At 54.9% G+C, this 18,061-nt stretch carries 16 protein-coding genes and 1 tRNA gene; 11 read left to right on the top strand and 6 right to left on the bottom strand.

Translation table 11 applies throughout. The annotated features are described in order from the left end of the window. Positions 1 to 31: 31 nt before the first annotated feature. Complete coding sequence (locus tag CA54_RS18360) at positions 32 to 811, bottom strand: hypothetical protein (RefSeq protein ID WP_146372467.1); 780 nt, start codon at positions 809 to 811, stop codon at positions 32 to 34. 740 nt (positions 812 to 1,551) lie between these two features. Here CA54_RS18360 and CA54_RS18355 point away from each other — a divergent pair. The 3 genes from CA54_RS18355 (at position 1,552) to CA54_RS18345 (ending at position 4,697) form a co-directional block, all read left to right on the top strand. Beyond that, positions 1,552 to 2,805, top strand: a complete 1,254-nt coding sequence (locus CA54_RS18355) for a beta-ketoacyl-[acyl-carrier-protein] synthase family protein (protein WP_146372466.1) — start codon at positions 1,552 to 1,554, stop codon at positions 2,803 to 2,805. Positions 2,806 to 2,892: 87 nt separating this feature from the next. After that, positions 2,893 to 3,156, top strand: a complete 264-nt coding sequence (locus tag CA54_RS18350) for an acyl carrier protein (RefSeq protein ID WP_145376846.1) — start codon at positions 2,893 to 2,895, stop codon at positions 3,154 to 3,156. A 158-nt stretch (positions 3,157 to 3,314) separates the two neighbouring features. Further along, complete coding sequence (locus CA54_RS18345; RefSeq protein ID WP_146372465.1) at positions 3,315 to 4,697, top strand: phytoene desaturase family protein; 1,383 nt, start codon at positions 3,315 to 3,317, stop codon at positions 4,695 to 4,697. 73 nt (positions 4,698 to 4,770) lie between these two features. On the opposite strand, the gene CA54_RS18340 is transcribed toward CA54_RS18345, so the two are convergent. Both CA54_RS18340 and guaD read right to left on the bottom strand, forming a co-directional pair. Next, entirely contained in the window at positions 4,771 to 5,442 is a 672-nt protein-coding gene (locus tag CA54_RS18340; RefSeq protein ID WP_146372464.1) for a hypothetical protein, read from the bottom strand. A 13-nt stretch (positions 5,443 to 5,455) separates the two neighbouring features. Next, positions 5,456 to 6,955 carry a guanine deaminase gene (gene guaD, locus CA54_RS18335; RefSeq protein ID WP_146372463.1) on the bottom strand — a complete coding sequence of 500 codons (1,500 nt, stop codon included), beginning with the start codon at positions 6,953 to 6,955 and terminating at the stop codon, positions 5,456 to 5,458. A gap of 517 nt (positions 6,956 to 7,472) precedes the next feature. Here guaD and CA54_RS18330 point away from each other — a divergent pair. The 3 genes from CA54_RS18330 to CA54_RS18320 all read left to right on the top strand — a co-directional run bounded on the left by CA54_RS18330 (position 7,473) and on the right by CA54_RS18320 (position 10,027). After that, a complete protein-coding gene (locus tag CA54_RS18330; RefSeq protein WP_146372462.1) occupies positions 7,473 to 8,051 on the top strand; it encodes a hypothetical protein in 579 nt (192 codons plus the stop codon). Between the two features lie 114 nt (positions 8,052 to 8,165). Continuing rightward, positions 8,166 to 9,146, top strand: a complete 981-nt coding sequence (locus CA54_RS18325; protein ID WP_146372461.1) for a pseudouridine synthase — start codon at positions 8,166 to 8,168, stop codon at positions 9,144 to 9,146. Beyond that, positions 9,143 to 10,027 (top strand): dihydroorotate dehydrogenase electron transfer subunit, encoded by an 885-nt coding sequence (locus CA54_RS18320; protein ID WP_197532592.1) that lies wholly within the window; start codon positions 9,143 to 9,145, stop codon positions 10,025 to 10,027. Before CA54_RS18325 ends, CA54_RS18320 begins: the two co-directional genes overlap by 4 nt. 75 nt (positions 10,028 to 10,102) lie before the next feature. On the opposite strand, the gene CA54_RS18315 is transcribed toward CA54_RS18320, so the two are convergent. Next, entirely contained in the window at positions 10,103 to 11,215 is a 1,113-nt protein-coding gene (locus CA54_RS18315) for a C45 family autoproteolytic acyltransferase/hydolase (RefSeq protein ID WP_146372460.1), read from the bottom strand. Between the two features lie 173 nt (positions 11,216 to 11,388). After that, a complete protein-coding gene (locus tag CA54_RS18310) occupies positions 11,389 to 12,546 on the bottom strand; it encodes a sialidase family protein (RefSeq protein WP_146372459.1) in 1,158 nt (385 codons plus the stop codon). 287 nt (positions 12,547 to 12,833) lie between these two features. Here CA54_RS18310 and CA54_RS18305 point away from each other — a divergent pair, with 287 nt between their 5' ends. The 5 genes from CA54_RS18305 (at position 12,834) to CA54_RS18285 (ending at position 16,126) form a co-directional block, all read left to right on the top strand. Continuing rightward, positions 12,834 to 13,676 carry a dimethylarginine dimethylaminohydrolase family protein gene (locus CA54_RS18305; protein WP_231963124.1) on the top strand — a complete coding sequence of 281 codons (843 nt, stop codon included), beginning with the start codon at positions 12,834 to 12,836 and terminating at the stop codon, positions 13,674 to 13,676. A 350-nt stretch (positions 13,677 to 14,026) separates the two neighbouring features. Beyond that, entirely contained in the window at positions 14,027 to 14,383 is a 357-nt protein-coding gene (locus CA54_RS18300; protein ID WP_197532591.1) for an STAS domain-containing protein, read from the top strand. 140 nt (positions 14,384 to 14,523) lie between these two features. Beyond that, positions 14,524 to 14,973 (top strand): ATP-binding protein, encoded by a 450-nt coding sequence (locus tag CA54_RS18295; RefSeq protein WP_231963123.1) that lies wholly within the window; start codon positions 14,524 to 14,526, stop codon positions 14,971 to 14,973. Positions 14,974 to 15,186: 213 nt separating this feature from the next. Beyond that, a tRNA-Asn gene (locus CA54_RS18290) sits at positions 15,187 to 15,259 on the top strand. 339 nt (positions 15,260 to 15,598) lie between these two features. Beyond that, positions 15,599 to 16,126, top strand: a complete 528-nt coding sequence (locus CA54_RS18285; protein ID WP_146372457.1) for a S24/S26 family peptidase — start codon at positions 15,599 to 15,601, stop codon at positions 16,124 to 16,126. Positions 16,127 to 16,396: 270 nt separating this feature from the next. Here CA54_RS18285 and CA54_RS18280 read toward each other — a convergent pair whose 3' ends face one another. Then, positions 16,397 to 17,455, bottom strand: coding sequence for an integrase core domain-containing protein (locus CA54_RS18280; protein ID WP_146372456.1), 1,059 nt, complete (start codon positions 17,453 to 17,455; stop codon positions 16,397 to 16,399). Positions 17,456 to 18,061: the final 606 nt, after the last annotated feature.

The raw sequence follows: 18,061 nt of genomic DNA, 5'->3' as shown, positions 1-18,061 counted from the left end.
TGCCAATCTGCAAACGCGCTATCAGGGGCCGCTAGGCGGCCACTCCTGGTGCCGAGTCATCGCGATTCGATGAGCTCGTAGCCGCTGGGGAGGTCGCAGCTTGGCTGTGGACGGCCTGTTCGATGCGGAGGATCTGTTCATTCAATGCTGTGAACTGGATGTCGACGGTGGAGGTCGTTTGTTCGATGCCTCCGGAGACAATCGTAACGATTCCCAAGAACAGCAGCATTTGGCCGGCGGTCAGCACCAGCCAACCCATCGGAGTATAATGAGGCTTGTCCCCGAAAAATCCCCATAGAACAAACGTCGAGCCGATGGTCAAACTCAATACGCCGATGTAGGCCAGAATCTGCCCCAACACCATCAACGACCCACCACCCCGCTTGGCTGCCGGCTCGCGGGGAAGTTGGACTTGGTGAGCGACGGGCGGATTCGTCTCGGCGGTCTCTTGGTGGGAATCCACGGGCGCAGGTTCGTTGTCTTGGGGCGGAGTTGGTTTTGCTGCGGCGATTGTTGCTGGGGGGAGTTCCGTGGTCTGCGGTTTCTTTTCAGACTCCGGTTCCACAGGAGCAACCGGCCGTTTGGCGGGTGTCGAAGCTGTCAATTCGTCCGTGGTCAACGGCAGCGTCCGCGCCATGGCGAATGGCCCGTCGAGGTCCTCGCCGCCCGCTGCATCGGTAATATTCCCCAAATAGTCGACAGGTGATGCCGATGATTGAGAGTTGGAATCCTTGTCCAGCACCGGTCCGTAGGGATCCAGAATCTCATCGCTGGCCCAACGTGCCAATAATTCTTGCGGGTCCTTCGGCATAGATTTTACCTCGGCGGGCTGTGATCGAGTCGTCGTGATTTCGTTACCACAAGCAGCGCACAAAACGCGTTTGTGATCCGCCGACGCTTGGCCGGATACGTTGGCCTGGCAATGTCCGCACCACATCCTTGTGATTCCGATTCAACAAACGGTTGCGAATTGTGGACCCAGTTGACGAACTGCCGGACGCTGGCAGGTGGGTTTTAGAATGGTGATTTTTCCGGGATATCTCCAGTTTGTCATCCGCTCCTGGATTGACGGCGGATTATCTATAGACAGCCAATCAACGCAAGACCGGTTCGCAGCTTCCGGGCTCTGGAACGATTCGGCAGTCTAGATTCAGGGCATCGGTGGACCACAACTGATGTCTCACACAACACAGTTCCGAGTCGTGGATTGAGCATCTGCTGCGGCTTTTTCTTAGTTGAAGTTCCCTCCAAACACGACTCCGTCCCCTTGCGGGCGGTCTCTGAAACCGCTAATCTCCTATCCCAAATGAGCGTCGATCCGTTGAAAATGTTGACGGTCGCCGCTAATGTTTTGCCTCGACCCAATTTGCCTCGAATCGTCACCGCAACTTGATGATAGCTAATTAGTTACATCGGGGCTTGCATGGCAGTTCACACGTGCCATCCCTCATGGTGGTGGTTGTGACCACGCGCCCACGGCAGGGAGCGTAGCGACTGCCATGATGTTTGTCTCAAAAGTGACGTCTCCGAAGCGACGAATGATTCCGCCCCATGTCCTCAGCAAATCACAGAAACGACCGGATCGTGATCACCGGGATCGGCTTGACCGCTCCGAACGGAAACGATCTCGATGAATACCGAGCAAATTTGCTCAACGGGGTTTCTGGCGTCGTTCCTTATGAGACTCGTTACGTCGGTGATGTTCTAGCGGGCGTCTGCCAATTCGATGAAACACGTTACCAGCGCCGCAAAGAGGTTCGCCGGGGCACGCGAGCGGGATCCGTTTCGATCTACTGTGCTCAGGAAGCGATCGCCAAGAGCGGATTGGATTGGGAGACGGTGCCCAAGGACCGCGTGGGCGTGTATATCGGCATTACGGAGCACGGCAACGTCGAAACGGAAAACGAGATCCACGAGATCTCTCAGTTCGACTACGACACCAAATTTTGGTCCCACCACCACAATCCGCGGACCGTGGCCAACAACCCCGCCGGCGAAGTCGCGCTGAGCATGGGGATCACCGGCCCGCATTACACAATTGGCGCCGCTTGTGCAGCGGGGAACGCCGGATTCATTCAGGGACTGCAGATGCTGCGGTTGGGGGAAGTTGATCTGGCGATTGCCGGCGGTTCCTCAGAAAGCATTCACACATTCGGGATTTTCGCCAGTTTTGCCAGCCAAGGCGCCTTGGCCAAGCATGAGGACCCTTCGAAGGCTTCGCGGCCGTTTGACACGGATCGAAACGGGATCGTGGTCTCCGAAGGAGGGTGCCTCTGCACGCTGGAACGCCTGCCTGACGCACTGGCTCGCGGCGCGACGATTTACGGCGAAATCGTGGGCTATGCGATGAATACCGATGCCACTGACTTTGTGCTGCCCAATGCCACGCGACAGGCGGAGTGCATTCGGTTGGCACTCTCCCGTGCGGAGCTTGGCCCGGGGGATATCGACATTGTCAGCAGCCATGCGACGGCGACCGAACAGGGCGATATCGAGGAATGCAAAGCACTCTCAGCCGTATTTGGTGATTTTCCCAACGTGGCGATCAACAATACGAAGAGTTTTATCGGGCATGCCATGGGGGCGGCTGGGGCTTTGGAATTGGCGGGAAATCTGCCTGCCTTTCAGGACGGCATCGCCCACGCTACAATCAACGTCGACAATTTGGACCCGAAGTGCGGGTTGCCTCAAATTGTCGCCAATACACCGCGTCAACTCGACAAAGTGGACGTGATTTTGAATAACTCCTTCGGCATGCTAGGCATCAATTCGGTGTTGATCGTGAAACGGTATCAAGCGGGTTAGAGAGAAGGTCCCTTGCGAAGACCTCGGTCCCGTGACCACAGGCGCGTGCCAAAACGACACGACATAATAGGAATTTGGAGCTGTTGAATGAATCCGGAAGAAATCAGGCAAGCGATCCTGGAAATCTTAACCCGTATCGTGCCTGACGAGGACCTGTCGGAATTGGACGATTCTGTTTCGTTTCGCGAACAAATCGAACTCGACAGCATGGACTTTCTCGACATCGTGATGGAATTGCGCAAACAATACCGCGTGCAAATTCCCGAGGACGACTACATTCATCTCGACACGATGGACGGTACGGTCAATTACCTCACCCCGTTGATGCGCGATATTCAAAGCCCCGCGTAACGAAATCTATTCATATGACAGGGTGCCACGGGCGGAATGTCTGTCTGTCAGGTCTTTGGTAAATCAGTGCTGGACCAGCTAGCAGTGGCACCCGTCGATGTGATTTTCGTTGAATCTCTCAAGCCATTTCTCTTTGTGAAATCGTTGCTGAAATTGCCGTGCATTACGATACCGTCATCATCGGAGCCGGCATGTCCGGGCTGGCGGCGGGAATCCGGCTGGCTTATTACGGGCAGAGCGTGTGCGTGCTCGAACGGCACACCACGATCGGCGGGCTGAATTCGTTTTATCGGTTACGCAACCGCAACTACGACGTCGGCATGCATGCGGTGACGAATTTCGCGCCGCCGGGCAGCAAGGTCGGACCGTTGAGCCGCGTCTTGCGGCAACTTCGCTTTCGCTGGGATGACTTCGACCTCCGCCCGCAGGTCGAATCGCTCGTCGCTTTCGGGGAGACCCGGTTGCGATTTTCGAACGAACTGCAGTTGTTCGTCGATCAAGTCGCCGATGCCTTTCCCGCACAAATTGACGGTTTCCAAAAACTGCTCCAGCGGATCGAAGCGCACGACGACTTGCCGCTTGACCAACAGCATCTCTCCGCTCGGCAAGTGATGGGCGAATCCATTACCGACCCGCAATTGATCGACATGATCCTGTGCCCGATCATGTTTTACGGCAGCGCCAGTCCGCGGGACATGGACTTCCATCAATTCGTGATCATGTTCAAGAGCATTTTTCACGAAGGCTTTTGCCGCCCGCTACAAGGCATCCGCCCAATTCTAAAAGCGTTGGTGCGGAAGTACAAATCGCAGGGGGGCGAGTTAAAACTACGCGCGGGCGTAGCAGCGATCCAACTTGATGGCGAACGCGCTGTGGGGGTCGTCTTAGATGACGGCACGGAAATCACAGCCGACAAAGTCCTCTCCTCAGCTGGTTATGTGGAGACGATGAACCTCTGTGCCGGCCAGCAAGAGATTCTCACCGCCGAGGATCCGGGGAATGTGACATTCGTCGAAGGTCAAATGATCATCGAAGAACAACCGGCTGATTTGGGGCATACGGAAACGATCATCTTTTATTGCGATTCCGAGCGGTTCCATTATGAGAGCCCCGATACGCCCTGCGATTTGCGGAGCGGGATTATCTGCTGCCCGAACAATTTCCAATACGACGAACCGCTCCCCGAAGGGATTATCCGCCTAACGGCACTGGCGAATGGGGACTACTGGATGTCGTTGCCCGAAGACGAATACCGGCAGCAAAAAGAACAGTGGTTCGATCGCATGGTCGCCGCCGCCGCGAAGTACATCCCGGATTACCGCGGCAAGGCATTGGATACGGATGTCTTTACGCCCAAAACCATTAAGCACTTCACCGGCCACGTGAACGGTTGCGTCTACGGCGCTCCGCAAAAACGCCTCGACGGCACGACGCATCTCGAAAACCTGTATCTGTGCGGCACAGATCAAGGGTACTTAGGGATTGTGGGCTCGATGTTCTCGGGAATCACGATCGCGAATCTGCACTTGCTAAATCGTTGATGATTCGCAATCAGCGTTTTAATCATAAACGGCCTGTTGCTCGCTGGCCTATTACGATGGCTTCTGCCTGCAATTAGCCCGTGATTAGGCGAAACAGCATTGTGAAGCCGAGAAGTAGCGCGGTGATGCCGAGGACGCCACCGATGTTGAGCAGTGGAGCTTGAGCAAACGGGGTTCTCAGCCAGCGTTGCATGAAATTCGTCAGTTGGGGCATGAGGACCCATTGCAACAGACTGACGCTCAAAATGTTGCCCAGCAATATCGTAACCGCCAACCCCAAGCCGGAAAGCCACGGATTAACAAAAGCCGTTGTGAGCATCACGGTTGGATATAAAGCCAACAGCACGACCATGACCATCTTCCACCCTGGCAGTTGGTCGCTGGCGGCATCGTCGTCAAGTCGCGCGAACCACGCTCCGAAACCGGTTGGCATTTTTTTGACCGAGAACTCCCCGATCTCTTCACTGATCTTCGCTGCCCGGTCAATTCTTTCCGAGGATTCATACCAGCGATTTAGGCTGTCCTGATCCGCAAAGGTCATCACGGCGACCCACTGGTTGGAATCCGTAGCGGCAGGCGGATAAACCTGGGTTTTCACGTAACCAGGCGCCTGTTTGGCGGCAACTGTGATTTCCTCTTGCAGTTCCACAAACCGATCGGCCAACTGCGGCGGAACTTGATGCACAATCACCATCGAGGCTTCTGCAGGCCGTACGTCGATGTCGGAAGTACAGACGGTACTCATGGCTGGGTTCTTTCTACAGTTTTGCACTCGCGGGCGAGTGTTGCGGATTCACGAAAGTCTCCTGCGGCGCCACCAACGGGAGTGGAGGTGTTGCGTCTCGCGATGTGCTTGTTGTTTCCTTGCGATAGGCGCATTGGCCGGCGATCCAGGTCTCTGCCACGGAACGGTCGTCGCCCAGTGCCATGATACCAAACAGAAGTTCAGCAGCCTCATCAATCGTCGCGGGACTACCAGATTTCGTGGTGAGCGACTGGCGCCAGCTGATGGCTTGCTGACCGGCCGTCCAGTCTAAGGCGACGAAATCAGCTTCTTTGCCCAGCTGAAAATTCCCTAGTAGATCATCAAGGTAAAGCGCCCGTGCTCCCCCTAACGTGGCCAGATAAAAGGCTCGGAATGGATTCAGCTTGTTGCGTTCAGCCTCGGCAAGATCTTGCTGGAGAGGATTCACTGAACCATCAAGCATCGTGTTATTGCAGAGCCCGACCTTGTAGGCTTCGTCGAGCACCCGAATCAGACTGAATGCATTGCCTGCTCCCATGTCACTGCCGAGCGCCAACCGCACCGGGTGTTCCGGATCCAAGGCCCGGCCAAGTCGAAACAGCCCGCTCCCCAAAAACAGATTCGACATCGGGCAGAAGGCCAAGGCGGCTCCTGCTTGGGAGAATCGGCGGAATTCGTCATTCGATAACCAGATGCCATGTCCGGCCGTAAACTTGGCCCCCAGCAATCCATGTTTCTCGTGCACCGCAGTGTAGTCCGAGCATTCAGGGAACTCAGTCCGGGCGGCACGGACTTCGGTTGGATTCTCACTGATGTGCGTATTGATCCAGCAGTCTTCGTGCTCCCGCTTCAACTGTCCGGCGTAGGACAACATCGCATCGGTGCAGCCCACGGCAAATCGCGGCGTAATGGCGTATAGATTTCGACCGCAGCGGTGGTATTGCTCGATCAAACGTTTGCTCTCGCGATAAAAGTCATCGGCGGAGATCAACGTGTCCGGTGGAGCAAATTTATCAATACCTGTCAGCCCGGCAATCACACGCATCTGTCGCCGCGCAGCCGCTTCGAAAAAAACCTCAGTCGAGACGGGACTGCTCGTGGTGAAAGCTTGGCAGGTGGTCGTTCCGCCGGCCAGTAATGCGTGAAAGAAATGCTCTGCTGCTTCCTCGGCGTAATCGCGGTTTGCGTATTTTTCCTCTTCGGGAAAAATCGAAGTTTGTAGCCAGTCGAGCAACTGCGCTCCGTGGGCTCCCAGGACGCGCGTCTGGGGGAAGTGAATATGCCCGTCGATGAACCCGGGGAGAATCATTCGGTCGCGGATATGAGTCAGCGGCACACCGGAATACTTCTCGGCCAAATCAGCATAGGGGCCAAAATCGCGGATAATACCCTCTTCAATGACCAGCAGACCGTCCCGTTCAAACCGAGCGGCTGCTTGGTCATTTCCCAGTTGCTTCCAAGGATCGTCGATGAAGTCGAAGAAACAGCCGCGGATTGCTGTATAAGAATTCATGGGGAACTGCTCCTGGAAATCGGCAGGTATCTGAAAGCAATGGTGATATTTGCAGGCCGACCGGCGGTGACCGGAGTCCCGGCTGATTCCAATTCGATCGACTTCCGTCTACGAAAGTGTCAAACCTTTGCTTACCACTCCACTCACGTCCAGTCGATGCGCACTGAACGAGCCTGTGAGTCGTGGTGCAGTAGCACCTGTGCGGTTTTCTCTGGATTGCAATTGTCAAATGGAACGATATTTCCAGTTGTAACAGCAAACGCGGTTCTTTAGTGACTGCTTAGCCACGGATGGAACACCGATCAAACACGGATCAAAAAAGAGCTGCATGTTCCAATGTCTAGGTGGGAAAGAGAGTCGTTGATCAGAGGCTGAATAGGACGTTTGATTAGCGGATGGTTGCACGTTATCCCCAAGCAGATTTGTGGTCGTTTTCCGGCAAGGATCGTGATCCACGAGTGGCAGATCTTCGTTGTGTCATTATGGAACACGAAGCCTCTGTTGAGGAGATGGAGACATGCCGCACTTTTACTTCAGCCTATTTTTCTTTTTGTTCGTGGCTATTACGGCAATTGGCGGCATTCTTGAGATATCCGAGGGGCGTGAAGATGGGCGATCTCTTCTGGAGGTGATTAGCCTTTCGGGCTTTGCTTTGTGTATGGGACTTTTCGTCTGGATGAACTCACCGATCTGGTTCGTTCCTGGATTTTTATTCTGGAATATTGGATATGTCTGCCAAGAAAAACGTACAAAGCGGCGTCGCCGTCAACTGGCCGAATTACGAGCGGTCAATGGGGCGGACTATCCGGAATTGCTGCGCGAGCCGCCCTTGTCATGTCCCGCGGAGCAATTGCCCTACCGTCCTGGTTTTCGGGTATTTAATAACGAGACGGGTGAATTGCTCGGGACGTTAACGCGTCCTCAATTGCAGACGCTGATTCGTGACTTCCTTGATCTTATTGATTCGAGTAATGACTTCTATTTACACAAGTTTATGCTCGAATTGGGTCCGTATCCGGATCAACCTGAATTGACGGCGTTGTTACTTGAGTTTATGGGAGATGAAGAGGATCTGGAGCTGCGTTGGACGCTTTGATTGACTAGCGTGACACCGCATCGCTCACACAGCCTTGTAAATGCTTCGCTGGGCGTGTAAACCTGTGCACGGGCCTCTCGGTTTTGTGGGGCGGACATGTATTAAGGCGGTGAAATGGCCTCTCCTCGGCGTAAAACTCGGACCCAACGGACGACTCCCACGTTGAAAACGCCGCAAGGCGACGACTCACAGGTGCGACTGCAGAAGGTGTTGGCCTCGGCTGGATTTGGGTCGCGGCGGCATTGTGAGGAGTTTATTCAAAGCGGCCGGGTGACCGTGGACGGGAAAACCGTGGTCGAATTGGGCCAGCGGGTTGACCCAGCCAAGCAGAAGATTCAACTCGACGGCGAAACCGTGAGTGTCGAGAAAAAGGTCTACTATGTGCTGAACAAACCGACTGGGTTTTTGTGCACGCATAGCGACCCGGCGGGACGGCGGCGGGTCATCGATTTGTTCCCCAAAGCGAAGCAACGTCTGTTTACGGTTGGCCGTTTGGACGAAAACAGCGAAGGGCTGATCTTGGTGACCAACGACGGCGAATTCGCAAATCGCCTGGCGCATCCACGGTATCGTGTCTCTCGTGTTTATGAGGTTCAAGTCGCTGGAATCCCGACGCCCGATATTTTGCGGCAAATGCGGGAAGGCCTGCGGTTCTCCGAAGGATATTTTCGCGTAGACCGGGCACGACGCGTGCGGGTTAAGGGCAAGACGGCGGTGTTACAATTGACGCTCAACCAAGGCCGCAATCGGGAAATTCGCCGGTTGTTGGCGCGGTTGGGGCACAAGGTGATGAAATTACGGCGGATCCAGTTTGGCCCGATCAAACTCGGCAAAGTCAATTTGGGTGAACACCGAACGCTGACGCCGCACGAGGTCAAACAACTCGAAGCTTTGCTGGAAACAAAACGTGAGACCCGCAGCGGTCGGCCGCCTCGCAAACATGCCGCCCCAGCGAAGGGCAAACGGACTGCTCCAGCAAAGAGCAAAAGCGCAGCTCCGGCAAAAGGGAAGCGCTCCTCCCCCGTGAAAGGGAAAGCCGCCCCAGCTGCGAAAAAACGTCCTCAACAAAAGGCTACGAAAAGTCGACGCCGATGATCGAACAAGCGCCTGACAATCTGCTACCCGGTATGGTGCCGACCGCCGTCCAAGAAACGGCGACGGTCGTCGAGCAACGGGAATTGGCCCGCGACACGTATTTGGTGCGCATTGCCGCTCCGGAATTGGCGTCGCAGATTTTTCCGGGCCAATTTTTAATGATCCGCGCACTGCAAACCAGCGACCCGTTATTGGGGCGACCGTTTGCGGTGTATGACACGTATCTCGACGCTGCCGGTCGTCCGGCGGGGATCGATGTGGTGTATGCGGTCATCGGCAAAATGACGTCGCTGATGAGCGGATGGACCGCGGGCGAACAACTGCAAGTCTGGGGGCCGCTGGGCAATGGATTTCCGCTGCCCTCAGAGGGGCGGTTGATGATGGTTGCCGGCGGAATCGGCCAGACACCGTTTTTGGCCGTCGGGCAAGAAGCATTGGGTCAAAAAACCTACGGCCAACCGCTACGGCAACCAGAACAATTGCCGTCGGCCGTTACGCTGTGTTACGGCGCGCGTTCAGCTGAATACCTAGCCGGTCTTGAGGATTTCCAACGGGCCGGCATCGAGGTGCGGGTGGCGACCGACGATGGGTCGCAAGGACATCACGGTTTGGTGACCGAACTTTTGAGTCAAGCCTTGGCCGGGGAGGATCCGCCAACGGTAGTGTATTGCTGCGGCCCAGAGCCGATGATGCATGCGGTCAGTGAAATCCTCGCCGCTGCCGGTGTGCCGGGATACGTTTCACTCGAATCGCCCATGGCGTGCGGTTTCGGAGCCTGTTTTAGTTGCGTAACGCGCGTGCGAATGGATGACGGCGAATGGGACTACCGCCGCACCTGCGTCGAAGGCCCGGTCTTCCCGGCCGACCGCATCATGTTTTAAATGCGGATCCGCCGTTAAAAAAACGGACCGCCGCGCGATCCGCTTTGCTCGCAGATTTCAAATCTGAAAGACGCCTCAATCCAAATAGTCTTTGAGTTTGACGTGCACGAATGGCCGTTCGTAGGCGTTTTCGTCTTTTTCGGCGTAGGCCACCCAGAACTCCAAGGCGGTGGCATCGTAGACCACGTCGAGGACGTTGGCCCCTTTGATCGGAATCTTGCAGGCCAGATCAATCATCTCTTGTGAGCCGATTTTTCCGTACGCTTTTTTCAACGGCTGGAATGCGCCGCGGCCTTCGTCTTGATAGACGATGTCCTTGAGAACCTGCGGCGCCAATTCATCTGTGGCATCGTTGTCTTCCCAAATGACCAGATTCGGAGCGTGGGCCAACATTTTCACTGCGCGACCATTTTTTCCGTCGCCGACAACGTAGTGGTATTTCTTGGTGCGTTTGGCGTTCTTGAAAATATCGACCGCCTCATCCAGTCCGTTCGCGTCGTACAGCACATTGCGAAACAGCGTTGTGAAATGGACGCCATTGAAGTCGAAGGGATAGTCGCTGGAAGGTGAGTCGCCCATTTCTGAGAGTACGATTCCAGCGGCATTCATGCCCGTGTTGGAACCGATGCAACCGGCGAACGTGATGTTGACGTGCGGAATCCCCTCGTCGGGAATGTAGACGACGATCAGCGGGAATTCTTGGGCACGCAGCCCCATTTCCCAGTCCAGGTTGCGTGTCTGGTACAGGTGTCCGTCCTTGGTCGCTTTGCCCCAGGCGGAAATGCTGCTGCAGGAGTAATCGGCGATCATCGGAATCGCGTGCGCCCGTTGCAGGAGTTTCAACGAGAGTCCGCTTCCTGCGGCCAGCCCTTTGAGTTCTTCTTGAAACCGTGGGTCGGTGTGTTTGGCACTGGCGGCCCAGGCTTCGTCCAGTGCGCGGTCAGTAAAGCGCTCTGAGTCGGCAGCTTGAATGCTCTTGAGGATGTGAGAGATGAATTCTGTGGCTTGCGGCTTGATCAATTCGCCTTGCTGTCGCCCCATTTCATACGGCGTGCCTTTCACAACCAGCAGCGGGATTTTGTCCTTGCCGCGGCCGACGGAGGTCAGTTTCCCATCAGCTTGGGCGGCTGCCGTGAGGGCCAGACTAGAAATGGTGACGAGTGCGACTGCAATGTAACGACTATTCATAAGCCTCAAGTCCCTTGAATTTACGTATGAGGGAAAGTGCTCCGAGAAAGCGTGAGTGAAAATACCCTGGTATTGAACCTCCGCCGATTATAACACGCTGGGGCAATATGTGGGGTTTTCGTGGCAAAAAATGGGTCGGGCTCCCCTACCCTGCAGGAGAGCCTGCATTTTCGTTACGGCTTCGCTTTTTTCATGCCGCCGGAAGCTTTGCTAACCACTTGCCGTAATTTTACGTCTTTAGAAACGGGTTTCCCCGCGGCAACGTCTTCTTCGCGGAAGGTGGCCATCAGAATATTCCGGTCGCCGGTGCGGCTGTAGTCGTAAATGATGCGGATCAGGCCATCGGGAGTTTGTTGGCCATCCGGGTAGGAGACACCCGCCCGCTCGTCGAGGAGAAAGCCATTGCTCCAACTCTTACCGTCGTCGGTCGAGAGAAAGGCCGTCAAGTGGGAGCGGCCAGTGGGTTGGTCGATCGGTCCATGTTTGACCAACAACAAGTTCCCGGAATTCAGCCGCGAGATAAAAAACCGTGCACTGGGATGGGCGATGGCTGAGGGGGTTAATTCGGGCCAAGTTGCGCCGCCATCGGTTGAGACGCTTTCACCGATACCGTATCGGGTCCGGACCAGCAACCAAAGCGATCCATCAGTCCGCTCGACAAACATATGTTCGTCAAATGCACGAACTTTGGGCGGGACGTTACACCCACCGCGAATGGACCACGTTTTTCCTTGGTCATCGGAGACCACCATCTTTGCGCTGTTGTCGGTTTTTCGCCATGTCGAAGCGGGTAAGGCCCAATCGCCCGATGTCAACACGGTTGGTTTGCACATCATGACGCCATCGGTCACGCGGACGGGCTTTTCCCACGTGGGTTGGGCGGATTCCGGTTCATCGGTTTCCAGAAACCACACCCCAGCGACCGTGCCGTCGTGACCGATCGACTGTGCCCAGACAAGCCGCAGTTTGCCGTCGGGAGCCATCCACAATTCGGGATCAAATGTGCGCAGGGGACCTTCTTCATCGGGATCAACTACCAAGACTTCCTGCCAGGTCGCACCCTGATCGCCACTCGTGCTCAGCACAACGTAGTTATTCGCATCTTCACCCGGCGTCTTACTTGCATACCACGTTGCCCATAAGCGACCACCGGGGGTGACAGCCATGCTGGGAATGCCTTGAAATGCCCGGTTGGTAGCAGCATGTAGCGGTTTCGGGGGACCGACATATTCGGCCGGCGCTGTGAAGTCTGGGTCTTCAGCGAAAACTGAAGCTGTCAACAACGGGATAGCCGCAACAAGAAAGAAGTGCTTGATCCAATCGCTACGCATATTTTTGTATTCCTAACGCAAAGAGTTTCTTCTGATTTGTCGACCGGGCTGCATCCTGTCGCATGATTGTGATTATGACACGCAGCACAACTGGCGTCCATCGCTCGGCGTGTGCTCACGGCTTGATGTCGACAGGGCTGAGCACGCGGGCCGCTAGCTAGGAGTGCGGCGATCTGCCATCTGTGCACTCCCTCTTGCACAACACCCGGTAGACATGATTCAATTCCGCTGGACGACTTAGGATGTACTCTACTGGCATTCCTCATTTTCTCAGGAACGGATTCTTCGTGAGCCAATTCTCAGCCCCAACCATTTTGATGTGCCCGCCGGACTTCTACGGGATCGAGTACGAGATCAATCCTTGGATGAGCCGCAGTCGTGCCAGTGATTCCAAGCTAGCACAGCAACAATGGCATGCGTTGCGCGACCTGTTGGAAGAAGTGGGCGCCGAAATCCGACTAATGCCCCCCGCGCAGGGCTTGCCCGATTTGGTCTTCACGGCCAATGCGGGATTGGTCTGGAACAATACCGTTTACCTCTCGCAATTTCGCCATGAGGCGCGGCAAGGGGAAACACCGTTGGACGAGGCTTGGTTTCAATCCGTCGGCTTCGAGACGGTTCCGATGACCGGAGCGTGGTCTTTTGAAGGAGCCGGCGACGCACTGTTTTGTGGCCAAACGTTATTTGCCGGATATCTCATTCGGAGCGATGCAGGGGCGATGCAATGGTTAGCGGGCCAGATTGGGTGCCGTGTGATTCCGCTACAATTGCTGGACGAGCACTATTATCACCTCGATACCTGTTTTTGTCCGCTCAGCGCCAACGAGGCCATCTATTATCCACCGGCATTTGATGATTACGCCCAGGCGGCAATTTCGGCGCATGTCGAAAACTTGATTCCGGTCAGCGAGTCCGAAGCGGCACGATTTGCGTGCAATGCCGTGGTCATCGGTCGAAAGGTGGTTTTGAATACCGGTTGCCCGGAACTCGAACGCGATTTACAGGACCGGGGTTATGAGCCTCATCACACAGAATTGGGGGAGTTCATCAAGGCCGGAGGCAGCGCCAAGTGCCTCACCCTCCGCCTGGATGGCGAAGACGCAGCGATTTGGCCTGGTGTGAACGAGTAAAAAGCAGCTGGCCCTGGTAGCGGTGCATTTTAGTGGGGCATGAGGAAAAGCGAGAATTCTCCAGTCGTTACGACGCGCAGATTTCGACGAGGGAATTGAGGTGGAATGCGAAAAACGCTTGACAGGTGAATCGAGAACCGGGATGATCGAGTAGAACTGAACGACCGGTTCCTTTTGCAAGACGCCCCACGGGCTCGGTTTTCGTGAATCGGGGCGCTTATGTTTTGTAGTTGGGACTGAAGATTTGTGTTGCCTCGGAGGTATCGGGGGCGAAGTTGTGTGATACTTTCCGTTGCAGCCAAAATGGCGTTCTCCGGGCGTTTTTAATGAATTCATGAGGAATGATGCAGATGGCAACTGGACAACGTAGAATCGTCGTCGAAGAAATCGGTGAGGTCACCGTCGCGAGCTTCACTGACAAGAAGATTCTCGACGAGGCCAATATCCAGGTGATCGGCGATCAATTGTTCAATCTCGTCGACGATGACGGGCGATCACGCATCGTGCTCGACTTCACCAACGTCGAATACCTCTCCAGTGCTGCCTTGGGGAAGTTGATTACCTTGGACAAGAAGGTCAAAGCAGCTCGCGGCCATTTGCGACTTTGCTGCATTCGACCGGAAATCCTGGAAGTCTTCGAGATTACGCGTCTCAACAAACTGTTTGATATTCGCGATACGCAGGATGACGCGTTAGCGGGATTATAACGGCAGCTAGCATGCCTGTTTCCCATTCTCACCGGGGGCTGCTTCCTGGGAAAAACTGCGTTTGACCCCATCTTAAGCATCCTGTTACACTGTCGCGACTGTGCCGATGTCGGCAATTTCACCTGAGCATCTCCTAGACCATGTCCTCCACAAACGACATGTCGCGCGCCGAAGAATTTTTGTTCAATATTCCCAGCGAGACTGCCGCTGGATTGAAGGTTCAAGAAACCATCATCCAGAAGTTGCAGGAGCGCGGATTCTCTGAACGTGACATCTTTGGCGTCCGATTGGCGTTGGAAGAGGCATTGGTCAACGCCATCAAACATGGCAATCGCTCGGATCTCTCAAAACAGGTCCGCGTCGAAGGATGGGTCGACTCGACGATGCTCCGCGTGGAAATCGAAGACGAAGGGCCGGGTTTTCAGGTGAACGACGTCCCTGATCCAACAGCAGACGAAAACCTAGAACGCCCCAGCGGCCGTGGTATCATGCTGATGCAGGCGTTTATGAGTAAGATTGAATACAACGAGCAAGGCAATTGTGTCATCCTAGAAAAAGCGCGCGAAGCAGCGGCGGGAGACCCAGCCTAAGCTGCAACACAATCGTCCAACACGGCGGGACACAGCAAAGCAGGCTGATTCGTTTGAGCCACCAAGCGTCTAAAATCCCCCACTCGGACATCGAACGGGCAGATTCGAGTGAAATCCCACAAAATCACTCGCACCACACTTGATTCCCGCGATAAGATTCACTACCAGTATGATCTAAATCAAGTCTCGGCAACACACCACGTTGCCAGATACTCCCCGATAGCTCAATCGGTAGAGCGAGCGGCTGTTAACCGCTAGGTTCTAGGTTCAAGTCCTAGTCGGGGAGCTAATATTCGGGGAGCGAACTTTTGCTCCCCACTGGTTAACGACGAACGCCGTAGCGAGAGCTACGGCGTTTTTGCGTATATCCTTACGTGGTCAAAGGGTTTGGGGCGCGAGGCCTTACTGGGCAAAACTCTCTGGTTCGAAACGTCTGGATTGGGGTCCGTTCCGGAAAGTGGGTTTTTGGATTGGATCCCGTTGCAAACTCTCGAACTCTCTGGTTTTGGGTGGCTCTGCGGTTAACAGCGTGGGCGACAAAATTTATTTCTTCCTAAATTAAGCGTTAGGGATCCGGCACTACATTCCGGACTTTCTCGTCCGACTGTGTGGTGGCGTCAACGTCATGCTGGAAACCAAGGGACTCGGCGGCCGTGTGTACAACGAAGATCTCGTTCCCGCCAAGAATGCAGCGGCGCGGAAATGGTGTGCGGCGGTGAGCAATCTTGGCCGGTACGGGAAATGGGAGTTTGAAATCTGCGACGAGATCGCAGATCTGCGGGCCATCTTGGCGAATCACGCTGACCTCGATACCGGCCTGCCGTTTGAGATCGTTGATGCGACTTACGCCGAGCCATTGAAGACGTGCGTTCCGCTCACGAGCTTGCGTATTATGGCCACCAATTCCGACAAGCAGCAATTGCTTGCTGGCGGTTCTTGGACCACCGACTTAATTCAATGGGACGGGCAACCGGAATTTGAGACTGGTATGTTTGTTGCAAAGGTACATGGCGATGCGATGGAGCCGTCAATTCCTGCCGGAAGTTACTGCTTATTCCGACCATCTTCGTTTGGAAATCACGTCGGAAAAGTTCTCTTCATTAAGCATACGGGTATCATTGACCCACATACTGGCGGTAATTGGACGATTTGAACAGTGGAAAGTATTGAACACGCTGGAACAGGTGATAAGTGGGGACATGACCGCATTGTGTTAAGCCCAGAGAATGGGACTTACCGCGCGGTCTAAAAACAATGATGGACGGAAGTCGAACACCAAAAGGAGGTTCGCGAGAAAAACACGTGGAAGAACTGTTGTAGGAAATGATCGTAACCAGCGGCTAATTGGATTTCAATCCGTTTGGTTTTTCGGACAAGCGCGCACGGAGATCACAGAGGTGAACATTAGCAACAACGATAAAAGTTACGCGGCGCGTTCGTACCACTGAATCAATCCGCCGAGTCGTTCGCAGCGGACGATGTCATTGAGTACGATCGTATTGTTCTCCGTTGGCGGATCTGCGCATGACGGCGGCAGATGGCCACAGGCCGAATGGGCGCGATCGTCGTTGTAGTATCGGACGTATTCACGGATGAGGTAGTTCAAGTGCTGCTCGCCAAAGACGAGAAAATTGTCCAAACATTCGTGCTTGATGCTCTGAATGACCCGCTCGCAACGCGAATTCAGGTTGGGGCTTTGCACCGGCAGAACCTTGACCTTCACTCCCTCGGCTTTGAACACATCGTCGAAACTTGCCGTGAACTTTGTGTCGCGATCGCGGATCAGGCAGGCCGGCTTGTCGTCATAATCCGAGGTGTGCATCAAAAAATTGCGTGCCTGCTGCGTGACCCACGCCGAATCGGGATGCGCCGTGGAATTCGTTACGAAGATTTCACGGGTCTCGACGTTGATGAAGACCAGCAGGAAATAGTTTACAAGACCCCTCGGTGTGATGATGCGCTGCGTAAAGAAGTCACAAGCCCACAACGTTTTAGCGTGGATCTTGATGAACTGCTCCCAAGAACCTTGAGACCGCTTGGGCGAGGTGTCGATCCCCTCCTCTTTGAGGATGTTGCGGACCGTTTGCCGGCAGATCCGATTGATGCCGAGTCGCCGCAGTTCTCCAAGAATGCGGGTGTAGCCGACGCCGGTTTCGCGAGCGATCTTGCGGACCAGTTCGCGGAGTACTTGTCGTTTTCGGGGTCGCCCCGGTTTGGCCGGCTTGTGGCCACGTCGCTCCTCCCGGACCCATCGATGAAACGTGCTGGGGGTGACGATGCTGATCAAGCGGCCAATGTCTTTCCCGAGGGGTTTCCCGAATTTCAGCAACCGAGCGCGCTCCTCCGGCTTGGTGTGAATTTCGCCGGGGATACGAGCGCGGAGGATCGACAGTTCTTCCTTCAAGTATTGGACGTGTTTGGCCAATCTGTGCTCGGAAGCATTCGCGATGAGCAGCAACAGCGGGTGAAACAGCCGGGACATCCTGTACCTGCCTGTGATTTCGATAACGTGTTGTTGAGTTGGGAGATAGCATTGTTTTTGTACCCCGCTGAGATGCCGATCGCAACGAATCGGCGCCGAAAACGGGGGGTGTCGAACGTTGGAAAACCTCTCTTTGTCGCGCAAGCTGTTAACCAATGGGTCAAAGGTTTTGGCGCTTCCCTCCGGTTAACGCAAAGAGAGAGATTTCTGTTAACCAAAAATCGCGCGCGCGACATTCGATTTTGTCGCCCGAAGCTGATTTCGCGTCGCCTCCCCTGCCCCGCTCACGCCGTAACGTTCGCTCGTTTCATGCCTTAGGGCGGTTAACGGCTCCAACATCTCTTTGCACAAAGAGATATTGGTTCGAAGAGGGTTTTGAACGGGGAGCGAGGAAACATTCGCACCTGAGGATGCAGCAGCGGACCCAAAAGTCCCCGTCCAGGAACCAGATGCTCCGCGCGAATTACCCAAGAATAGCGAAACTTCAACGCGTAGTGAAATTCCGGTTTCGAATACAGATCATTCGAACGGACGGGCTGACATTTCGCTGGAGTTCGACAAGCCTGCGTATTTTCTTGGCGAGAAAGTGGTGCTGCACTGGTGTAT

Origin of the sequence: Symmachiella macrocystis, assembly GCF_007860075.1 — a bacterium.
Lineage (GTDB): Bacteria > Planctomycetota > Planctomycetia > Planctomycetales > Planctomycetaceae > Symmachiella > Symmachiella macrocystis.
This window is presented reverse-complemented; position numbering and strand designations above follow the sequence as displayed.

Bases quoted from the DNA above. Each gene is read 5' to 3' on its own strand.
- CA54_RS18280 (WP_146372456.1), bottom strand. From the start codon at position 17,455: ATGTCCCGGCTGTTTCACCCGCTGTTGCTGCTCATCGCGAATGCTTCC.
- CA54_RS18350 (WP_145376846.1), top strand. From the start codon at position 2,893: ATGAATCCGGAAGAAATCAGGCAAGCGATCCTGGAAATCTTAACCCGT.
- CA54_RS18330 (WP_146372462.1), top strand. From the start codon at position 7,473: ATGCCGCACTTTTACTTCAGCCTATTTTTCTTTTTGTTCGTGGCTATT.
- CA54_RS18355 (WP_146372466.1), top strand. From the start codon at position 1,552: ATGTCCTCAGCAAATCACAGAAACGACCGGATCGTGATCACCGGGATC.
- guaD (WP_146372463.1), bottom strand. From the start codon at position 6,955: ATGAATTCTTATACAGCAATCCGCGGCTGTTTCTTCGACTTCATCGAC.
- CA54_RS18285 (WP_146372457.1), top strand. From the start codon at position 15,599: ATGCTGGAAACCAAGGGACTCGGCGGCCGTGTGTACAACGAAGATCTC.
- CA54_RS18315 (WP_146372460.1), bottom strand. From the start codon at position 11,215: ATGAATAGTCGTTACATTGCAGTCGCACTCGTCACCATTTCTAGTCTG.
- CA54_RS18295 (WP_231963123.1), top strand. From the start codon at position 14,524: ATGTCCTCCACAAACGACATGTCGCGCGCCGAAGAATTTTTGTTCAAT.
- CA54_RS18310 (WP_146372459.1), bottom strand. From the start codon at position 12,546: ATGCGTAGCGATTGGATCAAGCACTTCTTTCTTGTTGCGGCTATCCCG.
- CA54_RS18360 (WP_146372467.1), bottom strand. From the start codon at position 811: ATGCCGAAGGACCCGCAAGAATTATTGGCACGTTGGGCCAGCGATGAG.
- CA54_RS18340 (WP_146372464.1), bottom strand. From the start codon at position 5,442: ATGAGTACCGTCTGTACTTCCGACATCGACGTACGGCCTGCAGAAGCC.
- CA54_RS18300 (WP_197532591.1), top strand. From the start codon at position 14,027: ATGGCAACTGGACAACGTAGAATCGTCGTCGAAGAAATCGGTGAGGTC.
- CA54_RS18320 (WP_197532592.1), top strand. From the start codon at position 9,143: ATGATCGAACAAGCGCCTGACAATCTGCTACCCGGTATGGTGCCGACC.
- CA54_RS18325 (WP_146372461.1), top strand. From the start codon at position 8,166: ATGGCCTCTCCTCGGCGTAAAACTCGGACCCAACGGACGACTCCCACG.